Origin of the sequence: Amycolatopsis jiangsuensis (assembly GCF_014204865.1) — a bacterium.
GTDB lineage: Bacteria > Actinomycetota > Actinomycetes > Mycobacteriales > Pseudonocardiaceae > Amycolatopsis > Amycolatopsis jiangsuensis.
This window is the reverse complement of record NZ_JACHMG010000001.1, coordinates 517179-539537: the sequence shown is the minus strand read 5'-3', so window position 1 is coordinate 539537 and position 22359 is coordinate 517179. Positions and strand designations below refer to the sequence as shown.

Genomic DNA, 22359 nt, shown 5'->3' with positions numbered 1-22359 from the left:
AATATACGCAACCGAGGTCTTCTGATGAACAGCTCCGGCAACGCCGCTCTCGACGCCGCCGTCCACGCCGGGCGCGCGGAACGGATCGACTGGCGGTTCCGCTCGATCGCGCCCACGCTCGCCGGGCTCACACTCGACGAGGCCGCGGCCCGGCGCGCGAACCTGTTCACCGACGGGTTCTTCGGCCCGTTCGTGGTGCTCGACGCGGCGGCGCTGGAACACAACCTGACCACCATGGCGCGGTGGTGCGCCGAACGCGGGATCGCCCTCGCTCCGCACGGCAAGACCACCATGGCGCCCGAACTGTTCGCCCGCCAGCTCGCGCACGGGGCGTGGGGCATCACCGCCGCGAACGCCGGGCACGTGCGGATCTACCGTGCCTTCGGGGTGTCCAGGGTGCTGCTGGCGAACCAGCTCGTCGACCCGTCGGGACTGCGCTGGCTCGCCGCCGAACTGGCCGCGGACCCGGACTTCGAGTTCGTCTGCTGGGTCGATTCCGTGCGCGGAGTCGAGCTGATGACCGCCGCGCTCGCCGGTTCGCCGCGGCCGGTGGACGTGCTGGTGGAGCTGGGCGCCGACGGCGGACGCACCGGCGTGCGCGACGCCTCGACGGCGCTCGCAGTCGCCGAAGCGGTCGCGAAAAGCCCGGCCCTGCGGTTGCGGGGTACCGGCGGTTACGAAGGCGCGCTCTCGCACCACACCGACGACACGGCGCTGGCGAAGATCAGTTCCTATGTGGACGGTCTGCGCGACCTGGCCGTCACCTTTGCCGGGAAGGGCCTGCTCGCCGAGGGCCAGGTCTATGTGACCGCGGGCGGCAGCGCCTATTTCGACCGCGTGGTGGACGAGCTGACGAAGCCGTGGCCGGGTGGCCTCGACGTGCTCCCGATCCTGCGCAGCGGCGCCTACCTCACCCACGACGACGGCTTCTACCGCGAGATCTCGCCTCTCGGCGCGCATCCGCGCATCACCGGTGTCGAAACGCTCCACCCGGCACTGCACGCGTGGGCGCAGGTCACGTCGAAGCCGTCGGATGAGCTGGCCCTGCTGACCGCGGGCAAGCGCGATCTGCCCTACGACGAGGGCATGCCCGAACCGCAGCAGCTGCGCAAGGGCGGCGTGCTCACCGACCTGACCGGGCACACCGTGGCGAAGATGAACGACCAGCACGCCTTCCTCATCCTGCCGGCCGGTTCACCGGTGGAGGTCGGTGACTGGGTGCGGCTCGGGCTGTCGCATCCGTGCACGACGTTCGACAAGTGGCCGCTGCTGCCGGTGGTGGACGCCGACGGCGAGACCGTGACCGACTTCGTCCGGACGTGGTTCTGATGGATCTGGTGATCCGCGGCGCGCAGGTGGCGGACGGAACGGGAGCCGCGGTGACCCGCCGGGACGTCGGGCTCACCGGCGACCGGATCGCCGAGGTCGGCGAACCGGGCACGCTCTCGGCGCGGCGCGTACTGGACGCCACCGGGCTGGTGCTCTCCCCCGGGTTCGTCGACATGCACTCGCATTCCGACCTTCAGCTGCTGGCCGAGCCGGACCACCTCGCCAAGGTGAGCCAGGGCGTGACCACCGAGGTGCTGGGTCAGGACGGCCTCTCCTACGCGCCGGTGGACGACGAGGTGCTGGCCGTGCTGCGGCAGCAGCTCGCCGGCTGGAACGACGATCCGGCGGGATTCGCCTGGGACTGGCGGTCGGTCGGCGAGTACCTCGACCGGCTCGACCGGGGCATCGCGGTGAACGCCGCCTACCTCGTACCGCAGGGCACCGTGCGCATGCTGGCGGTCGGCTGGGCGGACCGGCCGGCCACCGGAGCCGAGCTGAACCGGATGAAGGAGCTGATCGCGACCGGCATGGCCGAAGGCGCGTTCGGCCTGTCGTCGGGGCTCACCTATACGCCCGGGATGTACGCGAGCACCGACGAACTGGTCGAGCTGTGCCGGGTGGCCGGCGAGCGCGGCGGCTACTACAGCCCGCACCACCGCAGTTACGGCGCCGGCGCGCTGGATGCGTTCGCGGAGATGGTCGACGTCTCCCGCCGGGCCGGCTGCCCGCTGCATCTCGCGCACGCGACCATGAACTTCTCGGTCAACAAAGGCAAGGCACCGGATCTGCTGCGGCTGCTGGACGACGCGCTCGACGACGGCTGCGACATCACTCTCGACACCTACCCGTACCTGCCGGGCGCGACCTACCTGTCCGCACTGCTGCCCAGCTGGGCCACCGAGGGCGGGCTGGAGCCGACGCTGGCGCGACTGTCCGAACGCGACACTCGTGAACGGATCCGGATCGCGCTGGAGGAGTCCGGTTCGGACGGTGCGCACGGCGTGCCGATCGACTGGAACGCCATCGAGATCAACGGTGTCCGCCGGGCGGAGAACTCCGCGCTCGTGGGCCACAGCGTCGCCGAATCGGCGCGGACCGCCGGAAAGGCCCCGGCCGAGCTGTACTTCGACACGTTGCTGAACGAGCGGCTCGGCACCTCCTGCCTGATGCACGTCGGGCACGAGGAGAACGTGCGGGCCATCATGCGCCACCGCACGCACACCGGCGGTTCGGACGGCCTGCTCGTGGGCGACCGGCCGCATCCGCGCGCGTGGGGCACGTTCCCGCGCTACCTCGCCCGTTACGTCCGCGAGCTGGGCGTGCTCGAGCTGGCGGACTGCATCGCGCACCTCACCGGGCGCGCGGCACGGCGGCTCGGGCTGACCGACCGCGGCCTGATCCGCCCCGGCTACGCCGCCGACCTGGTGCTGTTCGATCCGGACACGGTCTCGGACACCGCGACGTTCGACGTCCCGCGGCAAGCCGCCGCGGGGATCTCCCACGTCTTCGTGAACGGCGTCGCCGCGCTCGAGGACACCCACCCCACCGGCGCGCTCGCCGGGCACTCCCTTCGGCACCCCGGGAGGGGCAGATGATCGACTGGCTGCAGACCACCACCGGCGGCCTGCTCACCCTGGCCGCGGTGTCCATCGCGCTGCTGCTCGTGCTCATCATCAAAGTCAAGCTCGAACCGTTCATCGCGCTGATCGTGGTGGGGCTGCTCACCGCGCTCGCCGCGGGAGTCCCGGTGGGCACGCTGGTCGGCACCGCGCAGAAGACCTCGGACTCGTTGCTGGAGAAGGGCTTCGGCAGCATTCTCGGGCACATCGCGGCGATCATCGGCCTGGGTACGCTGCTGGGCTCGATCCTGGAGAAATCCGGTGGCGCACGCGTGCTGACGTCCGCGCTGCTGCGGGCTTTCGGCGAGAAGCGCGCACCGCTGGCGATGGGCCTGTCCGGGTTGATCTTCGGCATCCCGGTGTTCTTCGACATCGGCATCTTCGTGCTCGCGCCGCTGGTCTACGCGGCGGCCAAACAGGGCGGCCGCTCGATCGTGCTGTACGCGATGCCGTTGATCGCGGGGCTGTCCATCACGCACGCGTTCATCCCGCCGCATCCCGGTCCGGTCGCCGCCGCCGGGCTGCTGCACGTGGATCTCGGCTGGCTGATCCTGATGGGCGCGGTGTGCGGAATCCCGGCCTGGTTCATCGGCGGCATCCTCTACTCCACCTGGATCGGCAAGCGGGTGAACGTCCCGCTGGCCGAGGAGTTCGCCAACCTGGCGGGCGACGACGAGGACGAGGTCCGCACCCCGCCGTCGCTGGCGCTGGTCGGCGGCATCATCGCGGTGCCGCTCGTGCTGATCCTGCTCGGCACGTTCGGCAGCATCCTGCTGCCGAAGGGCTCGGCTGCCGCCGGCGTCGCGGCGTTCCTCGGCACCCCGGCGATCGCGCTGACCATCGCGACGCTGCTCGCCTCGTGGCTGCTCGGCCGCCGCCGGGGCATGACCGGCGCCGACCTCACCCAGCTCTCGGCCAACGCGCTGCGCCCGGTCGCGATGATCCTGCTGGTGGTGGGCGCGGGCTCGTTCTTCGGTGCGGTGCTGTCCGCGACCGGGATCGGCAAGGCGGTGGCCGGTTCACTCGGCGACGCCGGGCTGCCGGTCATCCTCGCCTCGTACGTGATCAGCTGCGGCCTCCGCATCGCGCAGGGCTCGGCCACGGTCGCGATCGTGACCACCGGCGGCATCGTCGCGCCCACGGTGCTGGAGTTGCACTACTCGCAGCCGCAGCTCGCGCTGGTCGTGGTCGCCATCTCCGCCGGGTCGATCATCGCCTCGCATGTGAACGACGGCGGGTTCTGGATCGTGTCCCGGTACTTCGGGCTGACCGTGACCCAGACGCTGAAAACCTGGACCGCCCTGGAAACAGTCCTTTCCCTGAGTGGTTTCGGCGTGGCAGCATTGGTGATGGCATTGGTCTGAACCAAGTTGGTCTGAACCACCCGGGACGACAGCAGGGAGAATCCGATGGCCGCAGTTTCCCGTCGCACGTTCCTCGGCGCGGCCGGCGCCGCCGGGGCCGCCGGCGTGCTGGGCGCCCCGCTCGCGAACGCCGCGCTGTCCGGCCCGCGTGCCGGGACCACCGCGTACGTCGGCAGCTACACCAGCACCCCGCCGACCGGCCACGGGCTCGACGTGGTCGCCCGGGCCGGCACCGAGCCGGCGTTGTCGGCGGTGCGGACGGTCCCCGGGGTGCCGGACGCGTCGTGGTTCGACCGCAGCGCCGACGGCCGCACGCTGTACGTGACGAACGAAGGCGACCCGGACGGAACGGTCTCCGCGCTCGACGTGAGCACCGCGGGCGAGCCCAAGCTGCTCGGCTCGGTGTCGTCGAAGGGTGCCGCGCCCACGCACCTTTCCGTGCACGCCAGCCAGAAATACGTGCTGGCGGCCAACTACGGCTCGGGCAGCGTGGTCGTGCTGCCGATCGAGGACGGCGGCAAGCTCGGCGAGGCCACCGACCTTCAGCAGCACACCGGCACCGACCGCGAGGCGCACGCCCACCAGGTGGTGAACGACCCGTCCGGCCAGTGGGTGCTCGCGGTCGACCTCGGCACCGACTCGGTCTACGTCTACGCGCTCGACGCCGGGACCGGAAAACTCTCCCTGCACAAGCAGGTCACGCTGCCGGCCGGCGCGGGGCCGCGGCACCTGACGTTCCATCCCGACGGCAAGCACGCCTACCTCGCCCAGGAGCTGCGGCCGGAGATCACCGTGGCCGGCTGGGACGCCGACAAGGGCGAGTTCACCCCGCTCGCAGTGGTCCCGGCCGTGCCCGACGGCAGCACGGGCGACCTCTTCCCGGGCGAGATCGCAGTGTCGCGGGACGGGAAGTTCGCCTACGCCACCGTGCGCGGGCCGAACACGATCGCCACCTTCGCCGTGGACGGCGACGGCGCCGGGCTGGAACTGCTGTCCAGTGTGGACACCGGGGGCAACTGGCCACGGCATCTCGCGCTCGATCCGGACGAGGGCTGGTTCTACGTGTCCAACCAGCGTTCCGGCACGGTCACCTGGCTGCCCCGCGACCCCGCGACCGGCCTGCCCGGCTCGGTCGCCGGTTCCCTCGAAGTACCCAGCGTCAACTCGGTCTTCTTCGCCTGATCCCCTCGTGAGTGGCGAAGCCGGTTCTCACCGGCGTCGCCACTCACGACCAGCTATCCGGGAGTTCCCATGAGACTGCGTCGTTCCCTGCCCGCGTTCGCCGCGCTCGCGTTGCTGGCCGGCTGTGCCCCCGCCCAATCCGGTCCGGCCGGAGCTGGAGGTGACGAGCAGACCGGGACCCTGCGGGTCTGGCTGTTCGACGAAGCCAGTCGCGCCCCCAAGGAAGCCGCGGTGAAGGAGGCCGCCGCCGAGTTCGAAGCCGCGCATTCCGGCGTCCACGTGGACGTGCAGTGGGTCCCGGTGGAGGGCCGCGCCGACAAGTTCTCCGGCGCGTTCAACGATCCGGCCAACGCACCGGACCTCGCCGAGTTCGGCAACACCGACGTCGCCAGCTACGCCGAGACCGGCGCACTGTCCGACCTGTCCGGCGACATCGCGTCCTGGCCGCAGGGCGAGGACCTGCTGCCGTCGGTGCTGGACACCGCGAAGGCGAACGGCAAGACCTACGGCCTGCCCTGGTACACCGGGATCCGCGCGCTGTACTACCGCACCGACGTGTTCACCGAGCTGGGCCTGAAGCCGCCGTCCACGCTCGCCGAGCTGACCGACGACGCGCGCAAGATCCGGGCCGCCAAGCCGGAGCTCTACGGCATCGCCACCGGCGGCAAGTACACCTACGCGATGCTCCCGTTCGTCTGGGCCAACGGCGGTGACGTGGCCGCACAGGACAATGGGAAGTGGACGTCCACACTGGAGTCCGGTCCGGCAGCCGAAGGGCTCACCGGCTATTCCGCGCTGCTCAAGGACGACATCTGCCCGCCGTCGGCCTGTGCGAACCTCACCGGCACCCAGAGCGTCACCGCGTTTGCCGGCGGCAAGGCGGGCATGGTCATCGGCGGTGACTTCAACCGCAAGGCTGTGGAACAGGGCACGGTGAAGGGCAAGTACGCGATCGTGCCGCTGCCGGGCACGAAGCCGGGCTCGATCGCACCCGCGTTCGCCGGCGGCAACCTTCTCGGCGTCTTCGGTGCCAGCCAGCGGCACGGGCTGGCGGTCCAGTTCGCGCAGCTGCTGGCCGGACCGAAGTACCAGGAGAAGATGTACACCGCGATGGGGAACCTGCCGACGCTGACGAGCGTGCAGAAGAAGCTCGCCGCGAACGACCCCTCCCTCAAGGCCTTCGTGGACACGCTCTCCGCGGGAACGAAGTTCGTGCCCGCCACCCCCGGCTGGTCCAAAATAGACAGCCAAAATGTGCTGCCGACGGCGGTACAGCAGATCGCGACCGGCGGCAAGGAGCCGGCCGCCGCACTCGCCGACGCGGCCGCGGCGATGAACAAGAACTTCGGCTGACCCCGTGGCCGTCGGGAAAACCGCGCGCGGCGACGGCCGGGCCGCGGTCCGGTACCTGCTGCCGGCGGGCATCCTGCTCGCCGCGATCCTGGTGTACCCGATCTACCAGCTGGTACTGATTTCGTTCTACGACTACGGCCAGCCGCAGGCCGCGGGCGCGGCACCGCTGGAGTTCCTCGGACTGGACAACTACGCGGCGCTGGTTTCGGACGTGCAGTTCTGGACCGTGCTGGCCAAGACGGTCGGGTTCGCCGCGGTGTGCGTGGCGGGCAGTCTGGTGGTGGGCACCGCGCTCGCGGTACTGGCCACCCGGGTGCGCACGGTGCCGCGGATGCTGTTGTTCCTGGCCGCGCTCGGCGCCTGGTCGACGCCCGCGATCGCCGGTTCGTACGTGTGGCTGTTCCTCTTCGACACCGATTTCGGGCTGGTCAACGAGGTTCTGTCGGGGATCGGGTTCAGCGGGATGGCGCACCATTCCTGGACTTTCGACACGTACGGGGCGTTCGGCCTGGTGGCCGCCGAGGTGATCTGGTGTTCCTTCCCGTTCGTGCTCGTCACCATGTACGCCGGGATCCGCGCGGTACCCGGCGAGGTGCTGGAGGCCGCCGCACTGGACGGCGCGTCGACCTGGCGCAGCACCCGGTCGATCGTGCTGCCGATGGTCCGGCCGCTGCTGACCATCGCCACGATCCAGTCGATCATCTGGGACTTCAAGGTGTTCACCCAGATCTACGTGATGACCAACGGCGGCGGCGTGGCCGGGCGGAACCTGGTGCTCAACGTCTACGCCTACCAACAGGCCTTCGCCGGGCAGGACTACGGCCTCGGCTCGGCGATCGGCGTCGTCATGACGCTGCTGCTGTTGTCCATCACCGGGCTTTACGTGCGCACGCAGCGACGGGCCGGGCAGGAAGGGGCAGCGGCGTGGGGATGACGAACGTGCGGCGCCGCCGGGTGCGCCGTCCCGGACGGCTCGTGGCCGAGATCGTGACCGTGGTGATCGCCGGGCTGGTGGCGTTCCCGCTGTACTGGATGGTGCTCTCCGCATTCAAACCGGCCGGGGAAATCCAGACCGCGGACCCGAAGCCGTGGACGTTCGCACCCACTTTGGACAGTTTCACCCGAGTGCTGACAGTGTCCGGGTTCGGCCGCTACTTCCTCAACAGCCTGGTGGTCGCGCTCGCCGTGGTGGTGCTTTCGCTGCTGCTGTCGTTCCTCTCCGCCGTGGCGCTGACCCGGTTCCGCTTTCGCGGCAGGACCGTGCTGCTGGTGATGATCCTCGTCGCGCAGATGGTGCCGGTGGAGGCGCTGACCATCCCGCTGTTCTTCCTGATGCGCTCGGTCGGCGCCGCGGTGCCGGCGTTCGGGCTGAACGAACTCGGCTCGCTGGTGCTCGTGCACCTGGCGTTCAGCCTGCCGTTCGCGATCTGGATGCTGCGCGGATTCGTCGCGGCGGTGCCGGTGGAGCTGGAGGAAGCGGCCAAACTGGACGGTGCGTCGCGGATGCGGTTCACCTGGCAGATCCTGTTCCCGCTGGTTGCACCCGGCCTGGTCGCGGTGAGCGTGCTCGCGTTCATCCACGCCTGGAACGACTTCCTCTTCGCCAAGACGTTCATCATCTCGCACACCGAGAACCAGACGCTGCCCCAGGCGATCCTGGTGTTCTTCAAACCGGAGGACACCGACTGGGGCGCGGTGATGGCCTCGTCCACCCTGATGACGATCCCCGTGCTGGTGTTCTTCGTGCTGGTGCAGCGGCGGCTCGTCGGCGGGCTGGCCGGTGCGGTGAAAGGCTGACCATGCCCGGTTTCTCGACCCTGCTCCCCCGTCCGGTCTCGGTGACCGAAGTGCCGGGTAGCTGCGCCTGGCCCGCCCCGGTCACCGTGCGCGCCGCACCGGGACTGCCCGCCGAGGGCTACCGGCTGGCGATCACCCCGCACGGCGTCACGCTGTCGGCCGCCGATCCGGCCGGCGAGTACTACGGCCGCCAGACCCTGCGCCAGCTGGCCGGACCGGATGCGTTCCGGGCCGCGTCGATCCACAGTGGACTTCGGCTGCCGTGCGGCATAGTCGAGGATCACCCACGGCTGGGCTGGCGCGGCTGTCTGCTGGACGTCGCACGGCATTTCCGCACTAAGGCCGAGGTGCTGCGGTTCGTCGACCTGCTGGCCGCGCACAAGCTCAACGTGCTGAACCTGCACCTCACCGACGACCAGGGCTGGCGCATCGAGGTGCCGCGGTTTCCGAGGCTGACCTCGGTCGGCGGCTGGCGGCGGTCCTCGATGGTAGGCAGGCACGACGGCCCGGAACGCGACGGCCGTCCGCACGGCGGCTTCTACACCACCGCGGATCTGCGGGAAATCGTGGCGTACGCCGCCGAACGCGCGATCACCGTGGTGCCGGAGATCGATCTTCCCGGTCACTCCAGGGCAGCCATCGCCGCCTACCCCGAACTCGGCCCGGACCCGGCCGCGGACTGGCAGGTCTGGACCTCCTGGGGGGTGAGCACGTCACTGCTCGAACCGTCGGAGTCCACTGTGGACTTTTTCCGCACGGTGTTCGACCACCTGCTGGACATCTTTCCCTCCCCGGTGATCGGCCTCGGCGGCGACGAGGTACCCGGCGCGACCGAGGCGCACGGCCGGTTCGTCCGGACGATCGCCGACCACCTCATCGCCCGCGGCCGGACCCCGCTGGGCTGGGACGAGGTACTCGACACCGGCGCCCTGCCACCGATGGTGATCGGCGCCTGGCGGGACTCCGCCTACGGCGCCCGCGCCGCCGAGCTGGGTCACGACGTGGTGCTCTGCCCGGAAGACCGCCTGTACTTAGACCATCGACAGAGCGACCACCCGGACGAGCCGATCCCGGTCGGCTACCTGCACACGCTCGAAGACGTCTACGGCTACGAGCCCGACCTGGCCGGCCCACGACTGCGCGGGATCCAGGCGCAGCTGTGGAGCGAACACCTGGACAGCGCGCGACGCGTGGACTACGCAGCGTTCCCGCGGCTGTGCGCGTTCGCGGAAGTGGCGTGGAGCGAGGGACCCCGCGACTTCGCCGAGTTCCTCCCCCGGCTGCGCGAGCACCACCTGCCCCGGCTGGACGCCCTCGGCGTGGAGTACCGGCCGCTGGCGGGACCGCATCCGTGGCAGACCCGGCCGGGGGTCCCGGGACGTCTTCGGTGAGCGGCCCGGCGACGGGTTTTCCGGCGCCGGGACAGGGCCACCGGATCGACCCACGCCGTATAGGACGTTATACAGAACGCAGGCGGTACCAGACCTCGGGACGACCGACCTGGCCGTAGCGGGGCTCGCGGTGGGCGAGGCCGTTGTCGGCGAGGTATTCGAGGTAGCGCCGCGCCGTGACGCGGGACGCGCCGATCGCGCTGGCCGCACCGCCCGCGGACAGGCCTTCCGCCGCTCCGGCGAGGGCTTCGGTGATCGCGTCCAGGGTCGGGGCGCTCATGCCTTTCGGCAGCGGCGGGTGTTCGGTCGTGCGCAGCGTGCCCAGCGCCCGGTCGATCTCCGCCTGGCCGGTCACCTCGCCGGAGGCTTCACGGAATTCCGCGTAGCGCTCCAGCTTTTCCCGCAGCGAGGCGAACGTGAACGGCTTCAGCAGGTACTGCACCACGCCCACCGACACCGCGGTCTTCACCAGCGACAGGTCCCGTGCCGAGGTCACCGCGATCACGTCGATCGGCAGGCCGGCCGCACGCAGCGAACGGCACACCGCGAGCCCGTGCGTGTCCGGCAGATAGAAGTCCAGCAGAACCAGATCCACCGGCTCGCGTTCGCAGAACCGCAGTGCGTCGCCGCCGGAATGCACCACGCCGGCGACCTCGAACCCGGCCAGCCGTTCGACGTAGAGCCGATGCGCGTCAGCCGCGACCGGCTCGTCTTCCACCACCAGTACGCGGATCACCGTGGCGCCTCCTGTCTCGGCAGCCGGACGGTGAACACCGCGCCGCCTTCCCCGCCTACGTCGATACTGCCGCCGTAGCGCCGCACGGCCTGCGCCACGAGCGCCAGTCCCAGCCCATGGCCCTCGTCCGCCTTCGTGGACCAGCCGCGGCGGAAGAGGTCTTCGCCGGCGTCCTCGGGGATCCCCGGCCCGTTGTCGGCGACTCGCAGCAGCAGCCCGTCTTCCCCGGACCGCGCGGTGACCACGACCGCGGGCCGGCCGCCCGCGCCGCGCACGGCCGCGTCGATGCTGTTGTCCACCAGATTTCCCAGTATCGTCACCAGGTCCCGGCCTTCGACGCCGGGGCCGAGATCGTCGATCACGGTGTCCGGCGTGATGGTGAACTCGACGCCGCGTTCGCTCGCCTCCGCGGCCTTGCCGAGCAGCAACGCGGCCAGCACCGGTTCGGCGACCGCGTCCATCACCCGGTCGGTCAGCTCTTGGGCCAGCGCCAGCTCCGCGGTCGCGAACTCCACGGCGTCCTCCGGACGGCCGAGCTCGACCAGCGAAACCACGGTGTGCAACCGATTGGCTGCTTCGTGTGCCTGCGAACGCAACGCCTCGGACAGGCTGCGCGCGGTGGTCAGCTCCCCGGTCAGCGTCTGCAGTTCGGTGTGGTCGCGCAAGGTCACGACCGTGCCCTGAGCGCGGCCACCGGAGCGCACCAGCGTGGTGCTGACGAGCAGCACCCGCGCGTCGGTGAGGTGCAGTTCCTCGGTACGGGTTTCCGGTGCGGTGAACGCAGCGATCAGCTCCGGCGGCAACCCGAGTTCGGGCAACGCCCGGCCGACCGGGTCACCGGACAGCCCGAGCAACGTGCGCGCGCCGTCGTTGCACAGCCCGATCCGCCCGTCGCGGCCGACCAGCAGCACGCCCTCGCGCACCGAATGCAGGACCGCCTCGTGGTACTCGAACAGATTGCTCAGCTCCGCGGGCGCGATCCCGCGAGTCTGCCGTTTGAGCCGGGCGCTCACGAGCCAGCCGCCGCACGCACCGACCAGCAGCACAGCCGCGGCGACCCCCAGCAACGGCCACACCCGGTCCTGCAGTTCCGCGGAGATCGCGGCGATCGTGATCCCGACGCCCACGAGCGCGACGACGCGGTGCCTCGCGTCGAACACCGGGACCACCGCGCGGACCGAAGGCCCCAGCGATCCGGTGTAGACCTCGGTGACCACTCCGCCACCCTGCGCGGCCTCGATGTGCCCGAGGAACCGGCGTCCGATCAGCGCCGGATTCGGATGCGTGTAACGGATTCCCTGGGGCGACATGATCGTCACGAAGTCCACGTTCGTATCCGCGAGCACCCGCTGCGCGTAGGGCTGGAGCGTGCCGGTGGGGTCCGCTGTGGACACTGCGCGGGCCACGTCCGGCGCGTCGGCGATGGCACGGGCGACGGCCAGCGACTGCTCCCGCGCGCGGTCGGTCGTGCTGCGCTTCGCGTCCAGATACGCGATCGTGATCCCGCCCGCCACGAGCACCAGCAGTACCGTCAGCTGCAGGATGAGCAGCTGACGGGCCAGGCTCCAGTGGCTCGTGCGGATCCGCGGCGTCGAGGGCACCCGCCCATACCAGCACATCCGCCCCGGTGATGGCAGGCTGGGACGTCCACACCGGACACGGCTGTGCGAACTCAATGAACACAACAGTGACGCCGGTCATATCCTGCCCGCATAGTGACCGGCGTTCCACTTACCCCGAGCTGGAGGCAACGGTGCCGACACCGACCCCCGACGCGGCAGTGCGCAAGCGCGACCGCACCCGTTATCTGTACCTGGCCGTGATCGTCGCCGTCGTGCTCGGCGTGGCGGTCGGGCTGATCTGGCCGTCGTTCGGCAAGGGCCTCGCCCCGCTGGGCACCGGCTTCGTGAACCTGATCAAGATGATGATCTCGCCGATCATCTTCTGCACCATCGTGCTGGGCATCGGCTCGGTCGCGAAGGCGGCGAAGGTGGGCAAGGTCGGCGTCACGGCGCTGGTCTACTTCATCGTGATGTCGACGTTCGCGCTCGCCATCGGCCTGGTGGTCGGCAATCTGATCCACCCGGGCAGCGGCCTGCACCTCAATCCGGCCGACGTGTCCAAGGTGCACGAGCAGTCCGCGGACGCCGAGGGCGGGGTCGACTTCCTGCTCGGCATCATCCCGACCTCGTTCGTCTCGGCCTTCACCGAGGGCCAGGTCCTGCAGACGCTGCTGGTGGCGCTGCTGACCGGGTTCGCCCTGCAGAAGCTGGGCAAGCGCGGCGAGCCGGTCCTGCGGGGCATCGAGCACGTGCAGCGGCTGGTGTTCCGGATCCTGGCGATGATCATGTGGGCTGCCCCGGTCGGCGCGTTCGGCGCGATCGCCGCGGTCGTCGGCGCCACCGGCTGGAGTGCCCTGCGCAGTCTGCTGGTGATCATGCTGGGCTTCTACCTGACCTGCCTGATCTTCGTGTTCGGCATCCTCGGCGCGGTGCTGTGGCTGGGCGCCCGGGTGAACATCTTCAAGCTGCTGCGCTACCTCGGACGCGAGTTCCTGCTGATCCTGTCCACCTCGTCGTCGGAATCGGCGCTGCCGCGGCTGATCGCGAAGATGGAGCACCTCGGCGTGAGCAAGCCGGTCGTCGGCATCACCGTGCCGACCGGGTACTCGTTCAACCTCGACGGCACCGCGATCTACCTGACGATGGCGACGCTGTTCATCGCCACCGCACAGGACCAGCCACTGGCGCTGGGTGAGCAGATCACCTTGCTGCTGTTCATGATCATCGCGTCCAAGGGCGCGGCGGGCGTGAGCGGCGCGGGCATCGCGACACTGGCCAGCGGGCTGCAGTCGCACCGGCCGGAGCTGGTCGACGGCGTCGGGTTCATCCTCGGCATCGACCGGTTCATGTCCGAAGCCCGCGCACTGACCAACTTCGCGGGCAACGCGGTCGCGACCGTCCTCATCGGATCGTGGATGAAGGAGTTCGACCGCGGGCGTTCGAAGCAGGTCTTCAGCGGCGACGCGCCGTTCGACGAAGCCACATTGCTCGACGACGGCCATTCCGCCCCGGCGGAACCGCCGAAGGAGCAGGTGCCGGTGACGTCGGGCAGCTGATGATCCCTCCCCGGCGCCTCTCCCGCCGGGGACCGCCTCGCATGCTCCGCGTGCGAGACAGGTGCCGTGGCCGTGAGCGTCCCCCGTGCTCACGGCCACGGCGCTGTTGTGTGTTCAGCAGGCCGTGTTCCCGTCGTAGGCGACGCGGGAGACGGCGATCGCCTCCCGGTGCCGTTCCGCCCAGCCGACGAGCCCGGACAGCGTCTCGTACAGCTCACGGGCCCTCGGCGTGGCCTCGTACTCCACCCGCGGCGGGATCGTCGGGTACACCGTGCGCACGAGCAGGCCGTCGCGTTCCAGGTTCCGCAGCGTCAGGGTGAGCATCCGGCGGCTGATGCCCTCAACCGACCGTTCGAGAGCGGTGAACCGGACCGGGCCGCGCATCGCCTGCAGCAGGATGCCGATCGCCCACTTGCCGCTGATCCGGCTGATCACCTCGAGCACCGTGCACGCCTCGATTTTCTCCGGGTCCACGGCGCCGGCCTGGTCGGTCACAGCGATGTTCCCCTGGGACATGAAAGTGCCTCCTTCTCCGGCCGTCCATGGTCACACATGATGGTCGCAGTAACAAGAGATGCCCTGGCTATGAGCTGGGGAAACTCGTTCTGCGAGCAGGTGGAGGACTCGAAATGCCGGAAACTGCCCGTCACCGCGGTGCTGCGCTCGCGGTGCTGTGCGCCGCCTCGCTGATGGTGGTGCTCGACGGGAGCATCGTCGCCGTCGCGCTGCCCGCGATCCAGGCGGATCTGGGGTTCAGCGCGCCGGGGCTGGCCTGGGTGGTGAACGCCTACCTGGTCGCCTTCGGCGGGCTGCTCCTGCTGTCCGGACGGCTGGGCGACCTCGCCGGACGGCGCCGGGTCTTCCTGACCGGGCTCGCCGTGTTCACCGCCGCTTCGCTCGCCGCGGGGCTGGCGCCGAACGCCGCTTCATTGGTAGTGGCCCGGTTCGCCCAGGGCGTCGGCGGGGCTCTCGCGTCGGCGGTGGTGCTGGGGTTGATCGTCACGATGTACCCCGAACCGGGACCACGGGCTCGCGCGATCGGGGTGTACAGCTTCACCCAGGCCGCGGGCGCCTCGATCGGTCTCGTCGCCGGCGGTGCACTCACGCACGCGTTCGACTGGCACTGGACCTTCTACGTCAACCTGCCGATCGGTGTCGCGGCGCTGGCGCTGGCACCGCTGGTGGTCGAAGCCGACCGCGGAACCGGGCTGCGCGACGGGATCGACGTGCTCGGCGCACTTCTCGTCACGGGCGGCGTGATGCTGCTCGGATACGGCATCGTGCTGCCCGGCTGGACGTTCACGACGGTGGGCGCGCTGGCCGCGGCGACGGTGCTGCTGGCCGGCTTCGTGCTGCGCCAGGCGCGGGCTCGCACGCCCTTGCTTCCCCTGCGGCTGCTGCGCATCCGGGCGGTCGCCGGGGCGAACCTGACCATGGTGGTGATGGTTGCCGGGTTCCTGGGATTCCAGTTCGTGACAGCGCTGTACCTGCAGCAGGTGCTCGGCTTCGACGCGCTCGGCACCGGACTCGCTTTCCTGCCCGCGCCGGTGATGATCGCCGTGTTCTCCCTCGGCTTGTCCGACCGGTTGAGCACCCGCTTCTCCCCGCGCGCGGTGCTCGTGGCCGGGCTGCTGGTCACCGCGATGGCGTTCCTGCTGCTGACCCGGGTACGCGCGGACGGCGGCTACTTCCTGCACGTGTTCCCGGCGCTGGTGCTGATGGGCTCGGGCGCCGGAATGGCCATCCCGGCACTGATGGGGCTCGCGATGTCCGCCGCCGGACCGGCCGACTCCGGCGTGACGTCCGGCCTGATCACCACGACCCAGCAGGTCGGCGCGGCGATCGGCACCGCGGTACTGGCGTCCGCGGCGGCCGCCCGCACCGGCGAGCTGCTCTCGACGGCCACTCCGGCGCGGGAGGCACTGGCCGCGGGCTTCCGGTTCGCGTACGGCTTGAGCGCCGGCCTGGTGACTTTCGCCGCGGTGCTCGCCGGGGTGGCCCTGACGCCGCGACGACGCCCAGCGGAGTTGCGCACCGCAGACGTCGGGCCGACTGGGTAGGCGGCAAGACCGCGAGGTGGGTGGTGCAGCGCCGTCGCGTGACGGCGCTGCGTTCCGCGCTCAGCGAGGGAAACAGCCGGCTTGGGGGCAGGAACGGCTGTGCCTGCGGTATCGCAGTAAGCAGGTCCGCCGCACGGTACCCGCAGCCGGAGAGTCGGTCGGCCGGCGTAGGCGCGCCGAATGCGGCGGCGGTACCCGCGGCAGCCGCAGCGGTGACGCACCGGCTGGATCCGCCTGTCAGTCTGGCGATCCGACCAGGTAGGCGGAGAGCCCGCGGTGGCCCCGGCTCATCATCCACGCGTGGTTCGCGCGGAAGAACGGCCGGGCCACTCCGTCGAGGCGGCGCAGGAGGAGTTTGCGGGCCCGGACGTGCTGGGTGATCTCCAGACGCGTGCCGCCGCCGACGGGGTGCAGTACGCCGGCGAGGATGCCGTCGAGGTCACCGCCGAGGCGGACTCGCACCTGGCCGCCGACCGGGTCCTGGTGCTCCCGGCGCATCGACACCACCAGCCGGTAGGGCAGCCGCGACCGGCAGACGACTTCCGCGGTGTCGTCGTCGATCCGCCGCACCGTCCGCACGTCCGGCCACCAGCGGGGATAGGATTCGAGGTCGACCACCGCGTCGAACACCCGCGCCACCGGCACGTCCGGCAGCCACCAGCTGCTGCGGAACCGGTACTCGGCACCCGCCACCCGCTGCCTCCCCGTCCGGCCATCGCGGCCCACCACGTCACCTCCGCCACCTCACCGCACGGCCACTGTCCGCGCCGCTGCTCGCATGCTAGATCGCGGCGGGCCGGTGTTCTCGCTGCTTCCCGCGCACAACCAGGCGTCCAGGTTCGGACGGCCCCCTACACACCAGGAGCAGGCACCGCGACCGCCCCGGCCGGCACCGCTGTGACACCGCCCGAGGACGCGGGTGCCTTTCCTGGGACCGACCGCACGACGACCGGTTTCCTGACGGGCTTCCCCCGCCCTGTTCGGGCGCGCCCCAGCTTCCGGCGAGGCAGCCTGGCCGGAGTGCGCGTCGGGCGGGCCGGGCTTCAGCAGGGTCGCTGTCCCCGCCGCCCGGCGAGCGGGGCTCCCGACCTCCCCGTGCGCGTCTTCCTGCGAGCCGCCACCGCATCGTCCGCCACATCACCGCTGGCCACGGCACGGGCGGCCACGGCACCGCTGGCCATGGCACTGCCCACGACGGCACGGGCGGCCACGGCACCGCTGGCCATGGCACTGCTAACCGTGACAGCGCCAGCCTTGGCACCAGCGGCCACAGCACCACCCGCCGCCGCACGCTGACCAGGACAGCGCCAGCCTTGGCAGCGCCAGCCTCGGCACCAGCAGCCACTACACCACCAGCCGCGGCACAGCTGACCATGGCATCGCCCGCCACGGCATGCCGCCATCGCACAAGCGGCCACAGCCCCGCCACAGCCCCGACCGCCACAGCACCACCGGCCACTGCACCGCCCACCACCGCGTCGACCGCCACAGCACCACCGGCCACGGCACCACGTCGCCCGCCACGGCACCACGGGACAGCGGCAATCTGCCGCGGGACAGGACCCGACCGGCACGAGCGACACGACCCGGCACCGGCCCCGACCCGGCCGGTGCGGGCGTGGCAAGGCCCTGACCCGGCACGGGACGGCGGGGGGTCAGGCCGGGTTCAGTACCTGCCGGAGGAAGTCGCCGGTGTAGCTGCCCTCGGTTGCCGCCACCTCCTCCGGGGTGCCCTCGGCGATGACGATGCCGCCGCCGGAACCGCCTTCCGGGCCCATGTCCACGATCCAGTCGGACGTCTTGATCACGTCGAGGTTGTGCTCGATCACGATCACCGTGTTGCCCTTGTCCACGAGGCCGTTGATCACGCCGATCAGCTTGCTGATGTCCTCGAAGTGCAGACCGGTGGTGGGCTCGTCGAGGATGTACACCGTCTTGCCGGTCGAGCGCTTCTGCAGTTCGCTGGCCAGCTTCACGCGCTGTGCCTCACCGCCGGACAGCGTCGGCGCCGGCTGGCCGAGGCGCACGTAGCCGAGCCCGACGTCGACCAGCGTCTGCAGGTGCCGGTGGATGGCCTTGATCGGCTCGAAGAACTCCGCGGCCTCCTCGATCGGCATGTCCAGCACGTCGGACACCGTCTTGCCCTTGTAGTGCACCTCGAGCGTCTCCCGGTTGTAGCGGGCACCCTTGCACACCTCGCACGGCACGTAGACGTCCGGCAGGAAGTTCATCTCGATCTTGATCGTGCCGTCGCCCGCGCACGCCTCGCAGCGGCCGCCCTTGACGTTGAACGAGAACCGGCCCTGCTGGTAGCCGCGCACCTTCGCCTCGGTGGTCGCCGCGAACAGCTTCCGCACGTGGTCCCACACGCCGGTGTAGGTGGCCGGGTTGGACCGCGGGGTGCGCCCGATCGGCGACTGGTCGACGCGCACCAGCTTGTCGACGTTACCCAGCCCGTTGACCCGGGTGTGCCGCCCGGGCACCTGCCGCGCTCCGTTGAGCTTGTTGGCCAGCACCTGCGCCAGAATGTCGTTGACCAGGGTGGACTTACCCGAACCGGACACCCCGGTGACCGAGACCAGGCAGCCGAGCGGGAACGACACGTCGATCCCGCGCAGGTTGTGCTCGCGTGCGCCCACCACGGTCAGCTGCCGCTTCTTGTCCACCGGACGGCGGATCCCGGGCACCTCGATCTCGCGCCGGCCGGACAGGTAGGCGCCGGTGAGCGATTCCTTGTTCTTCAGGATCTTCTTGTACGGTCCACTGTGGACGATGTGCCCGCCGTGCTCGCCCGCGCCGGGGCCGATGTCGACCACCCAGTCGCTGGACCGGATGGTGTCCTCGTCGTGTTCCACCACGATCAGCGTGTTGCCCAGGTCCCGCAGCCGGGTGAGCGTCTCGATCAGCCGGTGGTTGTCGCGCTGGTGCAGGCCGATGGACGGCTCGTCCAGCACGTACAGCACACCCACCAGGCCGGAGCCGATCTGCGTGGCCAGCCGGATGCGCTGCGCCTCACCGCCGGACAGCGTGCCCGACGCGCGGTCGAGCGAGAGGTAGGTCAGCCCGACGTCGAGCAGGAACCGCAGCCGCGCCTGGATCTCCTTGAGCACCGCACCGGCGATCATCGCCTCGCGCGGGCCGAGCACCAGCTCGTCGAGGAACTGCGAGGACTCCGCGATGGACAGCGCGCACACCTCGGCGATGGACCGCTCGCCCTGCGTCGCGTGCTCCAGCGTGACCGCCAGGATCTCCGGCTTGAGCCGGGTGCCCTGGCAGGCCGGGCACGGCACCTCGCGCATGTAGCCCTCGTACCGCTCACGCATGTATTCGGACTCGGTCTGCTCCATGCGCCGCTCGAGGAAGGGGATGACGCCCTCGAACGCGGCGTAGTACGAACGCTGCCTGCCGTAGCGGTTGCGGTAGCGGACGTGCACCTGCTCGTCGACGCCGTGCAGCACCGCCTTCTGCACCCGCGCGGGCAGCCGCCGCCACGGCGTGTCCATCCGGAACCCGACCGCCTCGGACAGCGATTCCAGCAGCCGCAGGAAGTAGTCGGCGCTCTGCCCGCCCGCCCACGGCGCGATGGCGCCCTCGCCCAGCGACAGCTCGTCGTCCGGCACCACCAGCTCCGGATCGACCTCCTTGCGGATGCCGATCCCGGTGCATTCCGGGCACGCGCCGTACGGCGAGTTGAAGGAGAACGAGCGCGGCTCCAGGTCCTCGATCGCCAGCGGGTGCCCGTTGGGACAGGCGAGGTTCTCGGAGAAGCCGCGCACCCGGTGCGGATCGCCCTCGGGCACGTCGACGAACTCCAGCTCGACCAGCCCGTCGGCCAGCCGCAGCGCGGTCTCCACCGAATCGGTGAGCCGCTGGCGCGAGCTCGACTTGACCGTGAGCCGGTCGATGACCACGCCGATCTGGTGCTTCTCCTGCTTCTTCAGCTTCGGCGGATCGGTGAGCGGATGCACCACGCCGTCGACGACCACGCGCGCGTAGCCCTGCTGCTGCAGGTTCTGGAACAGGTCGAGGTACTCGCCCTTGCGCCCGCGCACGACCGGCGCGAGCACCTGGAACCGCGTGCCCTCCGCCATCTCCAGCACCTGGTCGACGATCTGCTGCGGGGTCTGCTTGCTGATCGCCTCGCCGCACTTCGGGCAGTGCGCCTTGCCGGCGCGGGCGTAGAGCAGCCGCAGGTAGTCGTAGACCTCGGTGATGGTGCCCACCGTGGAGCGCGGGTTGCGCGAGGTGGACTTCTGGTCGATCGACACCGCGGGCGAGAGGCCCTCGATGAAGTCCACGTCGGGCTTGTCCATCTGGCCGAGGAACTGCCGCGCGTACGCCGACAGCGATTCGACGTACCGCCGCTGGCCCTCGGCGAAGATCGTGTCGAAGGCGAGGCTCGACTTGCCCGACCCGGACAGACCGGTGAACACGATCAGGCTGTCGCGGGGCAGATCGATATCCACGCCGCGGAGGTTGTGCTCGCGCGCACCGCGAACAACGAGGCGATCAGCCACGCCCACGTCCCTTCAGTCATTCTCGGCTTCGGTGCCCGCCGCCGGCGGACGCCGCCCAGGCTAGGCGCGACCACCGACAAAAACCGCACCGCGGGTCTGCTGCCTGGGGTTTTGCGGGTTTCGCCGGCGCCGGACGGGCGCGTACCACGGCCGGCGCCCGGCAGGTCGCCGGGCGCGGGCGGGACCCGGTCCACGATACAGGCCACGCTCGGGCGGCCGGACCGGTGCGTCCTCCGCGCGGACGGGTGGATCGGCCGGGGCGGCCCCGGCTACCGTGGGGTCTCGTGAACATCGCCGACACCTACACCGGACACGTCGAGCCGGGCGCCGACGCCGCGCGCCGCACGCTGGCCGGCCTGACCGTCACGAAGCTGTCCGTGGGCCCGATGGACAACAACGCGTACCTGCTGGTGTGCCGGGCCGAGAACGAGGCGCTGCTGATCGACGCGGCGAACGACCCGGATCGCATCTCCGACCTCGTCGGCCACGGGCCGGACCGCCCCGCGCTGCGCACGGTCGTGACCACCCACCAGCACCACGACCACTGGCAGGCGCTGGGCGCGGTGGCCGGCGCGAACGGCGCGAACACCGCCGCGCACCCGCTGGACGCCGAACCCCTGCCGATCCCCCCGGACTTCCTGGTCGAGCACGGCGACACGCTGCGGTTCGGGCAGGTGACGCTGGAGGTGATCCACCTGCGCGGGCACACCCCCGGCTCGATCGCGCTGCTGTACCGCGACCCGGAAGGTCACCCGCACCTGTTCACCGGCGACTCGCTGTTCCCGGGAGGGGTGGGCAAGACCTCGTCACCGGAGGACTTCACCTCGCTGCTGGACGACGTGGAGACCCGGATCTTCGGCGAACTACCGGACGACACGTGGGTGTACCCTGGCCACGGCGACGACACCACGCTGGGCGCGGAGCGGCCGAAGCTCGCCGAATGGCGCGAGCGGGGCTGGTGAGCTGACAGCGGGCCGGGCGGACCGCGAAGGGCCCGTCCGGCCCGGCGCGCTGATGACCGGTCAGCCCTGGCGTTCGTACGGCAGCTTCTCCCCCGCCTCGACCGCGAACGGCAGGTGGTTCCCTTCCGGTGGAAGGGGGCAGGTCGCGAAGTCCGTGAACGCGCACGGGAGGTTGACCGCCCGGGTGAAGTCCAGCGTGACCGCCCCGTCCGGGCCGGGCGGGGGCACCGGCAGGGAGCGGTTCGCGGGGTAGGTGGTCACGCCGCTCGTCGCGTCGGTGAACAGGACGTTGAAGCCGCCTTCCTTGCCGTTGAAAGCGGTCAGGGTGTGTTCGGTGCCGTCGCGGGTGAAGCGGATCCGGCCGGGGGCGGTGTACACGTGGGAAAGACCTTCGACGACCGCGCCCACGGTGGTCGGGCGCGGTTCTTCGAACGGTTCGAACCGGCCGTGCAGCACCCAGGACGGGTCGGGCTCGTACGCGGGCACGCCGTGGAAGTCGTGCAGTACCTCGGCTTTCGGATCGTGCACCCGGATCAGGTAGCCGGACCGGCGGGCGATCTCGACCTCGACGTGACCCGCGGTCACCCGGGTGCCGGCGCCGCTGTTGACCAGGGAGACGCGGTGGGGGCCGGTGATCGGCGTGCCTTCGTGGCGCAGGTCGGCGCCTTCCGGGTCGACGTAGGCGGCCTCGGCGTCCTGCCACCAGCGACCGGGCAGGCCCGGATAGGCCCGCGGGCGGTCCTCGAGCCAGTCCAGGGAGACCAGGGCGAGCCAGCCGTACGGGTCGGCGAGCGTCTTCTCGCGCGCGGCCTTCCAGTCCTGCCACTGCTGAGTGAAGTCCTCGGTCATGTCCGGCTCCTTCCGCTGCGGGTGCCGGGCACAACGCCTCTGCGGCCCCGGCATTCCGCGTCCCAGGATGCGGGAGCGGTAG

The 22359-nt window shown here is 70.6% G+C and carries 17 protein-coding genes; 11 read left to right on the top strand and 6 right to left on the bottom strand.

From position 1 onward, the window contains the following. The first annotated feature begins 24 nt into the window (after nucleotides 1–24). From BJY18_RS02275 to BJY18_RS02240, 8 genes are all read left to right on the top strand, one after another. Nucleotides 25–1329, top strand: coding sequence for an amino acid deaminase (locus BJY18_RS02275; protein WP_184777257.1), 1305 nt, complete (start codon nucleotides 25–27; stop codon nucleotides 1327–1329). Continuing rightward, the gene (locus BJY18_RS02270; protein WP_184777255.1) at nucleotides 1329–2924 is read left to right on the top strand and encodes an N-acyl-D-amino-acid deacylase family protein; all 1596 of its coding nucleotides are present in this window, start codon (nucleotides 1329–1331) and stop codon (nucleotides 2922–2924) included. The genes BJY18_RS02275 and BJY18_RS02270 overlap by 1 nt, the downstream gene beginning before the upstream one ends. After that, nucleotides 2921–4312, top strand: coding sequence for a GntP family permease (locus BJY18_RS02265; protein WP_184777253.1), 1392 nt, complete (start codon nucleotides 2921–2923; stop codon nucleotides 4310–4312). Before BJY18_RS02270 ends, BJY18_RS02265 begins: the two co-directional genes overlap by 4 nt. A gap of 45 nt (nucleotides 4313–4357) precedes the next feature. Continuing rightward, nucleotides 4358–5494 (top strand): lactonase family protein, encoded by a 1137-nt coding sequence (locus BJY18_RS02260; protein WP_184777251.1) that lies wholly within the window; start codon nucleotides 4358–4360, stop codon nucleotides 5492–5494. 69 nt (nucleotides 5495–5563) lie between these two features. Next, on the top strand, nucleotides 5564–6847 hold the full coding sequence (locus BJY18_RS02255; protein WP_184777249.1) for an extracellular solute-binding protein: 1284 nt from the start codon (nucleotides 5564–5566) through the stop codon (nucleotides 6845–6847). A gap of 4 nt (nucleotides 6848–6851) precedes the next feature. Continuing rightward, on the top strand, nucleotides 6852–7781 hold the full coding sequence (locus tag BJY18_RS02250; protein WP_184777247.1) for a carbohydrate ABC transporter permease: 930 nt from the start codon (nucleotides 6852–6854) through the stop codon (nucleotides 7779–7781). Next, nucleotides 7778–8644, top strand: a complete 867-nt coding sequence (locus tag BJY18_RS02245; protein ID WP_184777245.1) for a carbohydrate ABC transporter permease — start codon at nucleotides 7778–7780, stop codon at nucleotides 8642–8644. The genes BJY18_RS02250 and BJY18_RS02245 overlap by 4 nt, the downstream gene beginning before the upstream one ends. 2 nt (nucleotides 8645–8646) lie before the next feature. Continuing rightward, nucleotides 8647–10035 (top strand): beta-N-acetylhexosaminidase, encoded by a 1389-nt coding sequence (locus BJY18_RS02240; RefSeq protein WP_184777243.1) that lies wholly within the window; start codon nucleotides 8647–8649, stop codon nucleotides 10033–10035. Between the two features lie 67 nt (nucleotides 10036–10102). On the opposite strand, the gene BJY18_RS02235 is transcribed toward BJY18_RS02240, so the two are convergent. Further along, nucleotides 10103–10771 (bottom strand): response regulator, encoded by a 669-nt coding sequence (locus BJY18_RS02235; protein ID WP_184777241.1) that lies wholly within the window; start codon nucleotides 10769–10771, stop codon nucleotides 10103–10105. Next, entirely contained in the window at nucleotides 10768–12390 is a 1623-nt protein-coding gene (locus tag BJY18_RS02230) for a sensor histidine kinase (RefSeq protein ID WP_184777239.1), read from the bottom strand. The genes BJY18_RS02235 and BJY18_RS02230 overlap by 4 nt, the downstream gene beginning before the upstream one ends. A gap of 134 nt (nucleotides 12391–12524) precedes the next feature. Between BJY18_RS02230 and BJY18_RS02225 the strand changes: the two genes are divergently transcribed. Beyond that, nucleotides 12525–13889, top strand: coding sequence for a cation:dicarboxylate symporter family transporter (locus tag BJY18_RS02225; RefSeq protein ID WP_184777237.1), 1365 nt, complete (start codon nucleotides 12525–12527; stop codon nucleotides 13887–13889). A 114-nt stretch (nucleotides 13890–14003) separates the two neighbouring features. Here the strand turns inward: BJY18_RS02225 and BJY18_RS02220 are convergent, their stop codons facing one another. Then, on the bottom strand, nucleotides 14004–14405 hold the full coding sequence (locus tag BJY18_RS02220; protein WP_184777235.1) for a winged helix-turn-helix transcriptional regulator: 402 nt from the start codon (nucleotides 14403–14405) through the stop codon (nucleotides 14004–14006). Between the two features lie 113 nt (nucleotides 14406–14518). Between BJY18_RS02220 and BJY18_RS02215 the strand changes: the two genes are divergently transcribed. Then, nucleotides 14519–15949: an MFS transporter gene (locus BJY18_RS02215; RefSeq protein WP_184777233.1), complete on the top strand. Its 1431-nt coding sequence runs from the start codon at nucleotides 14519–14521 to the stop codon at nucleotides 15947–15949. A gap of 237 nt (nucleotides 15950–16186) precedes the next feature. On the opposite strand, the gene BJY18_RS02210 is transcribed toward BJY18_RS02215, so the two are convergent. Both BJY18_RS02210 and uvrA read right to left on the bottom strand, forming a co-directional pair. Further along, the gene (locus BJY18_RS02210; RefSeq protein WP_184777231.1) at nucleotides 16187–16642 is read right to left on the bottom strand and encodes an SRPBCC family protein; all 456 of its coding nucleotides are present in this window, start codon (nucleotides 16640–16642) and stop codon (nucleotides 16187–16189) included. A gap of 962 nt (nucleotides 16643–17604) precedes the next feature. Beyond that, the gene (uvrA, locus tag BJY18_RS02205) at nucleotides 17605–20466 is read right to left on the bottom strand and encodes an excinuclease ABC subunit UvrA (RefSeq protein ID WP_184777229.1); all 2862 of its coding nucleotides are present in this window, start codon (nucleotides 20464–20466) and stop codon (nucleotides 17605–17607) included. A 284-nt stretch (nucleotides 20467–20750) separates the two neighbouring features. Here uvrA and BJY18_RS02200 point away from each other — a divergent pair, with 284 nt between their 5' ends. Further along, complete coding sequence (locus BJY18_RS02200) at nucleotides 20751–21428, top strand: MBL fold metallo-hydrolase (RefSeq protein ID WP_184777227.1); 678 nt, start codon at nucleotides 20751–20753, stop codon at nucleotides 21426–21428. 60 nt (nucleotides 21429–21488) lie between these two features. On the opposite strand, the gene BJY18_RS02195 is transcribed toward BJY18_RS02200, so the two are convergent. After that, a complete protein-coding gene (locus BJY18_RS02195; RefSeq protein WP_184777225.1) occupies nucleotides 21489–22277 on the bottom strand; it encodes a DUF1684 domain-containing protein in 789 nt (262 codons plus the stop codon). Between the last annotated feature and the right edge of the window lie 82 nt (nucleotides 22278–22359).